Consider the following 9837-nt stretch of genomic DNA (forward strand, 5'->3'; position numbering starts at 1 on the left):
CAGCCCAATGACTCAGAGAAGCGATGCGCGTCAGGGCGAGCGCGGTCGCAGGTGAGCTTTACTATGACGCAGCCAAGTTCGCGAGCTTGTTCAAATGCCCACGAATAGGTTACGACCCAAACCACTTCACGCATATCTTCATGCACCCTCGCCGCTTTAATTTGGGCACGTCACGAGCCTAGGTAGAAAATGTTAGGCGTGTAGGGCAATTGCAGGGTAACCGCTCATCATTTTTGCTATACCACTCCCTTGCGATTGAATTGCGCTCTAAGATCTCAGGCCGTTCAGCAATGGGCCATTCACTTTTTCAAGAGCCGCAGACCATTTAGTACCACCAGCAAACTGACCCCCACGTCCGCAAAAACTGCCATCCACATCGTGGCGAGCCCCATCAGGGTGAAGGTCAAAAACAGTGCTTTGATCCCTAGCGCGAAGTAGATGTTTTGCTTGAGGATGCTGACAGTATCCCGCGACAGTTGCACGAATGCAGGGACCTTGCGCAGGTCGTCATCCATCAGCGCGACATCTGCCGTCTCAATCGCGGTACCGGTACCTGCTGCGCCCATGGCGAAGCCGATCTGGGATTTAGCCAACGCCGGCGAGTCGTTAATACCGTCACCTACCATGCCCACTATATGATTGGCCTTCTGGAGCTTGCCAATCACATCGAGCTTATCTGCTGGAAGCAAGTTTCCGCGCGCCTGGTCGATGCCTAGGCTCCTACCAATGGCCTCAGCGGTATGCTCGTTGTCGCCAGACAGCATCGCAGTCTTGATGCCGAGTTGGTGGAGAGCCTCGATGGCCTTTTGGCTCGAAGGTTTGATAGTGTCGGCCACTCCGAAAATGGCAAGCACACGTTGTGTGTCGAGCAGCGCAACTACCGTTTTACCCTCACGCTCCAGCGCATCCATGGCGCCGGTAAGGATGGGTGTGGTCAAGCTCAGCTCACTGACAAGGCGGTAATTGCCCAGGTAGTAGAGGTGACCGCCAATGACACCCTGGATGCCTCGCCCTGGCAGCGCCTCGAACTGCTCGACATCGGCCAACTGGTCCAGCGAATCCGACGCTGCTTTGGCGATTGCCTGGGAAACCGGGTGGTCGGAGCGGACCGCCAGGCTGGCCGCGATCAGTTCAGGGGAAACGTCAGCGACTTCACCCCACAGACGGTAATCTGTTTGTACGGGTTTGCCATGTGTCAGTGTCCCGGTCTTATCGAAGGCAATGAAACTGAGCTTGGCGCCAAGCTCTAGGTAGATACCGCCTTTGACGAGAATCCCCTTCCGCGTCGCGGCAGTCAGCCCGCTGACGATGGTTACCGGCGTTGAAATGACCAACGCGCAAGGACAAGCGACCACCAACAGAACGAGCGCACGGTAGATCCATTCGGTCCAGACGCCAGCCATGAACAGTGGTGGGACGACCGCAATGGCAACCGCGAAAAAGAACACTGCCGGTGTATAGATTCGGGCAAAACGATCCACGAATCGCTGAGTCGGCGCCCGCGAGTTCTGTGCCTCCTCGACCGCGTGGATAATCCGCGCCAATGTCGTATCGCTGGCCTTGGCCGTCACGCGGTACTCGACCGAGCCAGACTCGTTGACCGTGCCCGCATACACGGGGTCACCCACAGTCTTGTCCACGGGCAAGCTCTCACCGGTGATCGGAGCCTGATTGACCGCCGAACTCCCCGAGATCACCTCACCATCCAGGCCTATGCGCTCGCCTGGGCGCACGCGCACAATAGCCCACAGCTCAACACCTTTGACCTCGACCTCCCGCCAACTGCCATCGTGCTGCTGCACTGTGGCGCGGTCAGGCGTCAGATCAATCAGGCCTTTGATTGCATTGCGTGCGCGATCCAGGGATCTCGCCTCAACCCGCTCGGCCAGCGTGAACAGCACCATGACCATCGCCGCTTCCGGCCATTGGCCAATGAGCGCCGCACCCGTGACAGCAATGCTCATCAGCGCATTGATGTTCAGGTTCAGGTTACGCAGCGAAATCCAACCCTTCTTGTAGGTGGACGGACCTCCCAACGCGATGGCCAACAAGGCCATAAGGGCCACCACCCACTCAGGTGCGGCGGCGGTGAAGTGCAGCACTTCCGAGAACACTGCGGCGATCCCGGCCAATCCAATGGTCCACCAGCGGCTTACGTGGGCATTGGGCGCTACAACCTTGGCTGCCGAGTCGCTGCCCTGCCCAGACGAAGCCGCCGGCACGGCTTGCATGCCCAGTGCATGAATGGCGGCCACGATCTGGCTACTGTCAGCCAGCTCGTGCCAGACACCCATCGTCCTGTTCATCATGTTGAATTCCAGGGCATGAATGCCGGTGACCTTCTTCAGTTTCGCTTCGATCATGGTCTGCTCGGTTGGGCAGCACATTTGGGCGATGCTGAATCTTTCGAACTGACCGCGCCGCTCTCCCGTGGGCGCACGCGATTCATCAACCTTCACATTAGCGCTGGCATGGACGAACAGCGGAGTAGAAGCGTTCGCGGCAGTTGCTGGCTCCGCCAGTGCATACAGCGTGGAGGACGATGCGGCTCGTGCAACCGGAGACGAAGCGCAACAGCCTGTCGCACAGCTCTCGACCGAGGACTGCTCAGTCTCAACCTTGCACGCCTCCCCTGAGGTGCAGCATGCATCAGCTTGTTCTTCCTGCTTGTCCGGTGCAGGGCTACCTACCGGCTCGGCTAACTTGTAAAGGCCAGACTCCTGGGCAGACAGCTTCGGCGAATTCCCCTGGCAGCAGGATGAGGATTGAGCATTCACATCAGCCGCTGCCGCTGGGTCGAACACTTCGACAGCGCCTTTGGTGTTGGAGGGTTTGTCACCGCAGCAGCTTTTCATAGGCAGTTCCTGAGCATCGATGGACATCAGTAAACACCCTATAGCGACTATAGGGACAAGGGGCATCGTTGACAGTTAGGTCACGCTCAGCGTGACTGGCTGATCTCGCTACGGATCAGGTCGTACAGCGGTTGCGCACCAAATGACAGCAGCGGCTTGCCATTCACGAAGAATGTCGGCGTGCCTTTGACCCCCAGTGTTTTGGCATCCTGAGTGTCTCGCTCGATGGCTGCGATGATGTCCGGCGACATCATGTGCGAGCGCGCTTTGTCGACGTCCAATCCGGCCAAGGCAGCGGCTTCCCACGCAGCCGCAGCCGTGGCGTCGTCATGCCATTGCGGCTGAGATTCCAGGACGGCTTCCAGCACAGGCGCAAATACACCCTGCTTGCGCGCAGCCTCCAGTAAGCGAATGGCCTCCTCAGAGCCAACGTGCAAGCGCACATAGCGCAGGACCAGCCTGACGTCCTCGGGGTGTTTGGCCATCATCTGTTTGACGATCGGATAGAACGCCCGGCAGCTTTCACATGATGGGTCGAAGAACTCCACAATGGTGACTGGAGCCTTGGCGGGCCCGAAACTGGGTGCATTGAAACGCAGCAGCGCGCTGGTGGATTGCACCGGCACGGCCACCTCCGGTGCGGGCTCTTTACCTTTGTAGATGAATGCAGCCGCCAGGAAACCCGCGATGGCAAGGAGGCTGATGATGATGACCGCAGTGCGTCTGCTCATGGTTTGGCGTTCCGACGAAGAAGCAAGAGAAGAATGATCAGGAGGGTGAATGCAGCCAGCGAGAGTGAGGGCAAGGGCAGTACGCCCATCATCGTCATGTCCACTCCTGAGCATGAAGGACCTGTGCCGCAGGGCTTGATGGCTTCCGGGATGACGGCGAAGTACAAAAGGTTGTGATACAGGGCTGCAAGCCAACCCGCGGCTGCGAGTGGTACGGCATAGCGCCAGATGTCCGAATCACACCGTACCGTCGCGACGGCAAGCATGATGGCCAGCGGGAACATGAACGCTCGTTGATACCAGCACAACACGCAGGGCTCCTGCCCCATAACTTCACCCACGAACAGCACTACCAGCGTCGAAACGAGTGCCAGCAACCAAGCCGTGAACAGCAGCCCGGCGTCGCTCGGTAACGTTTTTGATGTTGCATCCATAGAGAGAAGCCCGGTCGAGTTCTGAGGCGGAATCGACAATCAACACTGTCGAGGGTCTGAGTATAAGCATCAGGGTTCTAGCGGCTATAAGGTCAACCCTGGTGCTCTGTGCGTATCACTGACTTGCCCGGGCCTCCCAGTACGCCTGGAGTTGGCAGTTGAGTAAGCAGACTACGATCAGAACCGCGAGCAATGCCGAAGGCAGCGGCCCTATGGTTTCGCCGGCATGTCGAACCCAGCGGATGTTACCCTCTGCTGGGCCAATGTCCGGCTGCAAATACACCAGCAGATCGAAGAGGCCAGCGTGCCTGCTGCTGCCGCTGAGAGTAGCCCCCGATAAAGGGCGCTCTGGCCGTGGCGATACAGCGCTGTCGACGCCAGCCACAGGATTGGCACGAGCAGCATCAACTGAACAAGACAAATCACCCCAGGCGCTTGAGCCAACACCACTTCCTGCCCCCAGAGCATCACATTCAGCGCCAACGCGAGAAACCAAGCGGCCACAAGCAGCCCTCGCGGCAAACGTGTCGCCCCACTACTCACAAGGACATAGATCCGCGCCGTACTTCATGCAGTTCGCTCCCTCAAGTCGGTTCGCGTAGACTCAGGGTTATAGCAACTATAAGGTCAAGCTCCATGAGCGAAACAACGTTGAGCATCGGTGAACTGGCCAAGGCGACGCAGACGAAGGCCGTGACCATCCGTTACTACGAGCAGCTCGGGCTGCTGCCGCCAAGTGGCCGCACCGCCGCGGGCTACCGGATCTACGGGGAAGCTGAGCGTGACAGGCTGCTGTTTGTGCGCCGCAGCCGTGGCCTGGGTTTCACCCTCGATGATGTCCGTGAGCTTCTGGGGTTCGCTGACCACCGCGAAGCGTCCTGTGCGGCCGTGGACGCGAAGGTCGCCCAACAATTGAGTCAGGTGAAAAGCCGCATACGCGACCTGAAAGCCCTTGAGGCTGAATTGCAGCGGTTGCTGGGATGTTGCAAAGGCGGTGTGATCGAAGAGTGTCGCATCATCGAGTCGCTGACCCGGCACGACTGCTGACTCTTGTTCAGCAACGGAAGCGCAGGCTGGCTCGGGTGCCTTGCGGTTCGAGGTTGAGCAACGTCGCCTCGCCGCCAAAATGCTCCATCACCTGGCTGACCATGAACAGGCCGATGCCCAGGCCACCCTGCTTGGTGGTGTAGAACGATTTGAACGCGGATATCTCCTGCTGACGGGAAATCCCGGGGCCGGTGTCGTCAATCAACAGAAGTGCTTCGGCGGTGCCTGAGCGCTTTAGCGACAAGCGCAATTCTCCGCCCTCTGGCATCGCCTCGATCGCATTGGCCAGCACACTGTTGAGGACCTGTCCCAGCAACAAGGTGTGACTGATCACCTCGACCTTACCGCTGATCGCCAGCGTAGTGCGAATCCGCGATTGCTGAAGCTGTGCCTCGAAACTGCTCACCGCCTCACGGGTGATGGCCACCAGGTCCACGGATTCTGCCTCGCCGCGCAGCGACCGCAGGTATTGCAGCAGATCATTCACCCACCCCGACATCCGGTCGACCTGCGCAATGATATCCGCGATGTTTCCAACGGCTGGCTGACTTGGCATGACCTGTGCCAGTTCCGCACTGCTGCGGATGCTTGCCAATGGGTTGCGCAGACTGTGTGCGACTGCGGTGGACATCTCCACCAAGCCGGCATACGTCTTGTTTGCCACCAACTGGTCCTGCTGCTCGGTCAGCAGTCGCGCCGCTCGCCACACGATCCAGAACAGACCGAAGTAGATTGCCATCCCACCCAGTGCTGTTGCGGCCCAGATCAGCCTGCGACCGCGCTCCAACCGCTCGAAGAGATCGACTGGCTCCTTGTAGATCTCGACCATCGCCAAGACCTTGCCTTGATCATCCAGCAAGGGAATGTAGTTCTCGACGAAGAACATTTTCGGTGACCGAGTGAACTGTTGCTCTGGTTTGCCAGGCTCGACTTCGTCGTACCGGGCACTGACTCGCCCCCTGAGCGAAAAGCGCTATCCAGCACGCTATCGTGTTCAAGCTTGCGGCCCACCAATTGAGGGTTGGTGGACCAGATGACCTCTTTGTCCGGCGAGAAGATGGTGGCCAACAGAAGGTCTGGAAGGTTGGACAGGTGATCGAGAAACTCTAATCGCGCCCGCTGACGATTCTCTGCGGTGCCCCGCGTGAGCATGCCGTAACGCACAGCGGACAAGACGTCACCCATCTTCATCCCCGTCAGGTCATGGTGACGAATTTCACCAACGGCGATCGACTGGATGAATTGAGCCGAAAGCAACGCATCGCGTTCCAAGCTTTCATTGACCAGAAAGCGCGTTGAAAACCCGGCAAGGCCGAGAGCCACCGCGCCGATGATGATGAAACTGGTCAGCGAGAAACGCAGCATCAGGTTGAGCGGTTCAGAACGCTCAGGAGGCCTCGCCCGAAATTGCCAGGTGCGCATCCGTCCAGAAAACAATCCCATCACGCCTCCTGGTCCTCGGCAGGTCCTTAGCAGGTGCCGGCCGAGAAAGTTGCTAATTCACCTCCCCTATACATGGGGAAAAGAATGGGCTTACCCAGTATTGGGGGATATCTCCATCGCAGCATTACTGCAATCTTCACGTTCTGGCTAAGAAAGCTGTTCACCGGTCATAGAAACCTTCAATTTTCGCACTCTGCGAAGCAACGTAAAAGCAGGCGCACTGAGGATCAGCAAATCCGATGCCAGAAGAGGACTCGCCGGAATATGGAGAAGATTTAGCCAAGCCCCCGCTCCAAGTCTTCCGGTCTAAGTAAAATCAACTTGATCTCCGCAACGAGATGGCTGTTACGGCTTTGGAAGTGGTTGATCATCTTCCATCGGCAGCTGGTACCACTCTCGCCCATGCTGTCTGACCGCGATGGCAAGCTAGGCAACGTCATTTTCCTGAATCTCTGCGGCAAACATATCAGTGACAAGCGCCATCGTTCCGGGCCTACCCCCTTGGTTTTAACCAAGACCGCTGGTTTAGATACCCGGACGGATCGTAAAAATCAGCATGCCCGGATAGCCTGGCGGCGCGATGTCATCGGACAGGGATGCGCCAGCTCAGGGACTGTTCACCAAGCTGGGCACCAGCAGCGATAAAAAGCGCCGTTCTCTATGTCGACAGGGACATTTTTATAATGAAAATTAGGTGCCTTTAGGGTAGGCCAACAGACGTAAGGCGTTGAATACTACCAACAGTGTTGAGCCCTCATGGATCGCAACAGCAGCGCCAATGCTCAAACCCATGATGGTTGACGGAACGAGGATGGCCACAATCCCCAAGCTGACGAACAGGTTCTGGCGAATGATCGATCGCGTGTGACGGCTCAGCCCCACCGCAAAGGGGAGTTGCCTGATGTCGTCAGCCATAAGCGCGATATCAGCCGTTTCCAGAGCCACATCGGATCCCGCAGCTCCCATTGCGATGCCCACGCTTGAGTTGGCCATGGCAGGGGCATCATTCACGCCGTCACCCACCATAGCTACACTGGAGCTAAGGCGGAGATTCTTGATGGCTTTGACCTTGTCCTCCGGCATCAGGTCTCCCCAAGCCTCATCCAAGCCAACTTGTCTGGCTACAGCTTCCGCAACGCGGTTGTGGTCACCAGAAATCATGACCATACGGCCGATGCCCATCTCTCTGAGTTTTTGGAGTGCCTCTTTGGCTCCCTCTCGGGGGGTATCCAGTAACCCGATAGCGCCCAGATCCTTGTCGGCGCGACGTACCACCATGGTAGTGCGGCCCGACTGACGCAGACGCTCTGCAGCCTCCAAGGCTGCTTTGCTCAGTGCGGGAACACCATCAGTACCGAACATCTCGACCTTGCCAATCCAGACGAACTGCCCATCAAGCTCAGCACGCACGCCGCGACCAATCATGTTGGTCATGTTCTTGGCTTGGAATCGGCGCCATGTGCCAATCATCTCTTCACCGTCACGCACAATTGCCGCAGCCAGCGGGTGGTCGCTCATCGACTCCACTGCGATGGCGACGTTTAGTAAATCCTCAATCTGCGTACCGCCTACGGGTATTACATCGGTGATACGTGGGCGCCCTTCGGTCAGGGTACCGGTCTTGTCGAATGCCATGGCATTCAAGGAGCCAAGCTCTTCAAGCGGCGCACCGCCCTTGATCAGTACCCCACCACGAGCTGCCCTGGCGATGCCCGATAGAATGGCGCTTGGTGTTGCGATCGCAAGCGCGCAGGGGCTGGCTGCAACCAGTACGGCCATCGCCCGGTAGAACGAGTCACGGAACGGCTCGTCAAGGAAAATGCCGGCAAAGATCAACCCTACCACTAGCAGCAAAACTAACGGGACGAATACGCGTTGAAAGCGGTCCGTGAATCGCTGGGTCGGTGACTTCCTGACCTCCGCTTCACTGACCATCTTGATGACCCGCGCCAGAGTACTTTCAGTGGAGCGCCGTGTTACCTCAACTTCGATGAGCGTTTCGCCATTGATGGTACCGGCGAAGACTTTGGAGGCTGCGTCCACTGCATCTGGCTTGCTCCGTGCGAGTTCAGCATCAACTACAGGCTGCTTGTCAACGGGGACGCTCTCACCGGTCACCGGCGCCTGGTTAATGCTTGAGGAGCCTACAACCACAAAGCCATCGGCAGGCAGGCGGTCATTGGGACGCACGATGACAACGTCACCGGGAACGAGAAGCTCCACCGGCATTTCCTGCGTTCCGTTTGTTCTGCGTACGATAGCGGTGGCCGGTGCGAGCTTGGACAGAGCCTCAATCGCTTTCTTCGCCCGCCCCATCGCGTAGCTTTCAAGGGAATGCCCCAAACTGAACAGGAACAGCAGCAGAGCCCCCTCCGCCCAGGCGCCAATGCTCGCGGCACCGGCTGCGGCGAGAAGCATTAGCGAATCGATGTCAAAGCGTTTCTGGCGGATATTGCTGATCGCTTCCTTGGTGGTGAACCATCCACCGAAAACGTAGGCCGACACGTACAAAACCAGCTGTAGTCGATCAATTAGGTCGAGTTTTCCTGCGAGGGCTCCGGCCCCCAGGAGAGCACCACAGATCAGCGCGAAAATCAGCTCGGTGTTCATGCCAAAAATGCCGCCATGCTCATGGCTATGACCTTCATGCCCGGCTTGATCATCAGGGCGTTCAATCAAACTCTTCATAACTCGTCCCTTCTGGGGTCAAGGCTTCCAATTGCCCTCTGCAGTTGGGAGCCGTCGCTATTAATTAGCTAACATCTAATGCACGGTTTGCCCGGGCCCAGGCGTTAACATTCCGAACCTATGGTGGTATCGGGCGTAATAAAAAATGCCAGGCGCTGCCTGGCATTTATGAATGCTCTAGTTGTTCTGTTCAACTTGCTTACTACTTGTTGTTGATACATTGCGAATACATCGAGTAACGAACGGTCTTGAGCGTGCCCTGGGAGTCCTCGAAGGTCATCAACCGTGGGTAGACTTGGCAAGTACGGGGGTCCTGCGACTGACGCACGAACTTAGCAACGTCTATCTTCATACCATATTTGTAATCCTGAATCTCTGGCATTGGCTTGCCATTCTTCTCTGCGTACGTAGCCACTGCGGTCTGGTGTTCCTTGGTGTATTGCAGCTGCTTGCTCTCGGAGAAAGTGTTGGCCTGCGAAGCCATCGAGAAAACAACAAGTGCAGCAGCGATAATTATCTTTTTCATAAAACCCTCTCAATTTCAAATCTTCTCGGGCATAACCTTAGCAATGCATAGGCATCACCGGCATGACGAGAAACTTACAATTTTGAAAGGTAAGTGCATCTACTTCACTTTAA

At 57.3% G+C, this 9837-nt stretch carries 8 protein-coding genes; 1 reads left to right on the forward strand and 7 read right to left on the reverse strand.

Annotated elements, in window-relative coordinates; all coding sequences use genetic code 11:
• Positions 1-299: 299 nt before the first annotated feature.
• The 3 genes from BJQ17_RS28830 to BJQ17_RS28840 all read right to left on the reverse strand — a co-directional run bounded on the left by BJQ17_RS28830 (position 300) and on the right by BJQ17_RS28840 (position 4020).
• Entirely contained in the window at positions 300-2387 is a 2088-nt protein-coding gene (locus BJQ17_RS28830) for a heavy metal translocating P-type ATPase (protein WP_059183347.1), read from the reverse strand.
• A 554-nt stretch (positions 2388-2941) separates the two neighbouring features.
• Positions 2942-3586, reverse strand: coding sequence for a thioredoxin domain-containing protein (locus BJQ17_RS28835; protein ID WP_059183348.1), 645 nt, complete (start codon positions 3584-3586; stop codon positions 2942-2944).
• The gene (locus tag BJQ17_RS28840) at positions 3583-4020 is read right to left on the reverse strand and encodes a disulfide bond formation protein B (protein WP_059183349.1); all 438 of its coding nucleotides are present in this window, start codon (positions 4018-4020) and stop codon (positions 3583-3585) included. Before BJQ17_RS28840 ends, BJQ17_RS28835 begins: the two co-directional genes overlap by 4 nt.
• Before the next feature lie 636 nt (positions 4021-4656).
• Between BJQ17_RS28840 and BJQ17_RS28850 the strand changes: the two genes are divergently transcribed.
• Positions 4657-5067, forward strand: coding sequence for a helix-turn-helix domain-containing protein (locus tag BJQ17_RS28850; protein ID WP_059183350.1), 411 nt, complete (start codon positions 4657-4659; stop codon positions 5065-5067).
• Positions 5068-5074: 7 nt separating this feature from the next.
• Here the strand turns inward: BJQ17_RS28850 and BJQ17_RS32350 are convergent, their stop codons facing one another.
• From BJQ17_RS32350 to BJQ17_RS28865, 4 genes are all read right to left on the reverse strand, one after another.
• Positions 5075-5896 (reverse strand): HAMP domain-containing sensor histidine kinase, encoded by an 822-nt coding sequence (locus BJQ17_RS32350; protein ID WP_256560056.1) that lies wholly within the window; start codon positions 5894-5896, stop codon positions 5075-5077.
• Positions 5833-6510, reverse strand: a complete 678-nt coding sequence (locus tag BJQ17_RS32355; protein ID WP_060494134.1) for a hypothetical protein — start codon at positions 6508-6510, stop codon at positions 5833-5835. The genes BJQ17_RS32350 and BJQ17_RS32355 overlap by 64 nt, the downstream gene beginning before the upstream one ends.
• 690 nt (positions 6511-7200) lie before the next feature.
• Positions 7201-9198 (reverse strand): heavy metal translocating P-type ATPase, encoded by a 1998-nt coding sequence (locus BJQ17_RS28860; protein WP_059183352.1) that lies wholly within the window; start codon positions 9196-9198, stop codon positions 7201-7203.
• A 202-nt stretch (positions 9199-9400) separates the two neighbouring features.
• Entirely contained in the window at positions 9401-9724 is a 324-nt protein-coding gene (locus BJQ17_RS28865) for a DUF2790 domain-containing protein (protein ID WP_059183353.1), read from the reverse strand.
• Positions 9725-9837: the final 113 nt, after the last annotated feature.

It is taken from the genome of Pseudomonas sp. NBRC 111139 (assembly GCF_001753955.1).
Lineage (GTDB): Bacteria > Pseudomonadota > Gammaproteobacteria > Pseudomonadales > Pseudomonadaceae > Aquipseudomonas > Aquipseudomonas alloputida.

Excerpts from the sequence above, each read along its gene's own strand:
- BJQ17_RS28830 (WP_059183347.1), bottom strand. The coding sequence starts at position 2,387 with ATGTGCTGCCCAACCGAGCAGACCATGATCGAAGCGAAACTGAAGAAG.
- BJQ17_RS28835 (WP_059183348.1), bottom strand. The coding sequence starts at position 3,586 with ATGAGCAGACGCACTGCGGTCATCATCATCAGCCTCCTTGCCATCGCG.
- BJQ17_RS28840 (WP_059183349.1), bottom strand. The coding sequence starts at position 4,020 with ATGGATGCAACATCAAAAACGTTACCGAGCGACGCCGGGCTGCTGTTC.
- BJQ17_RS28850 (WP_059183350.1), top strand. The coding sequence starts at position 4,657 with ATGAGCGAAACAACGTTGAGCATCGGTGAACTGGCCAAGGCGACGCAG.
- BJQ17_RS32350 (WP_256560056.1), bottom strand. The coding sequence starts at position 5,896 with ATGGTCGAGATCTACAAGGAGCCAGTCGATCTCTTCGAGCGGTTGGAG.
- BJQ17_RS32355 (WP_060494134.1), bottom strand. The coding sequence starts at position 6,510 with ATGGGATTGTTTTCTGGACGGATGCGCACCTGGCAATTTCGGGCGAGG.
- BJQ17_RS28860 (WP_059183352.1), bottom strand. The coding sequence starts at position 9,198 with ATGAAGAGTTTGATTGAACGCCCTGATGATCAAGCCGGGCATGAAGGT.
- BJQ17_RS28865 (WP_059183353.1), bottom strand. The coding sequence starts at position 9,724 with ATGAAAAAGATAATTATCGCTGCTGCACTTGTTGTTTTCTCGATGGCT.